At 38.9% G+C, this 790-nt stretch carries 1 protein-coding gene; it reads right to left on the bottom strand.

The features are described 5' to 3' along the window. Positions 1-644 (bottom strand): DDE-type integrase/transposase/recombinase (locus QNI22_RS40140; protein ID WP_314520316.1); only part of this gene is annotated, 644 nt, incomplete at its 3' end. Positions 645-790: the final 146 nt, after the last annotated feature.

The following is a 790-nucleotide window of genomic DNA, read 5'->3' as shown; positions in this document are numbered from 1 at the left end:
AATAATTCAATTTTTTGAGCCTCACACCATTCATTTAATTTGGTACTAATAAATTCTGGACCGTTGTCACAACGAAGTTTTTCTGGTTTGCCATACGCCTCAATGATACGTTCCAATACACGGATTATCCGTAAAGCTGGCAAGGAAAAATCTACTTCAATGGCTAGGCATTCTCTATTGTACTCATCAAGCCGATGTTGCACACGTATCAGATCAATATTGAGTGTACGAAAACTACGACCATCTGTAAGCGCATCACTCATGAAATCTAACGTCCAAATTTGATTCCTCTTTTTCAATTGGGTCAATGGCTGCTGAATTCGCTCTGGTAAACGTTTGCTTCGTTTCCTTGGTAAATTGAGTTGCAATTGACAATACAAGCGCCAAACCCGTTTGTGATTTACCTTTTGGTTTATGTTGCGCTTTTTGCGTAAATAATGATATACTTTCCAAAAGCCCCAATAGGGATGTTGTTCAACAATAGCTAAAATCTGATTTTTCAATTGATCTTGTGGATCTTTTTTGGATTGATACGATAGCATCCGCCTGGAAATGCCTGCTATACGAGCCGCTTTACGTTGACTAAGCTTTTTCTCTCTCACTAACCAATCAGCCAACTTGCGTCGCTGAACAGGCTTTACCACTTTTAATGGCTACCGCATGGGATTGAGTTAATCTCTTTGAGTATTTCATTCTCAATACTTGCCAATCAGATACGATTGGTCAGCAAACATCTTTTTTAATCTGCGATTTTCTTCCTCCAATTCTTTGACTGGTTTTAAATCGCTGG

Source organism: Xanthocytophaga agilis, from assembly GCF_030068605.1.
GTDB classification, from domain to species: domain Bacteria; phylum Bacteroidota; class Bacteroidia; order Cytophagales; family 172606-1; genus Xanthocytophaga; species Xanthocytophaga agilis.
The sequence above is the reverse complement of the archived record's forward strand: the minus strand, read 5'-3'. Positions and strand labels throughout refer to the sequence as shown.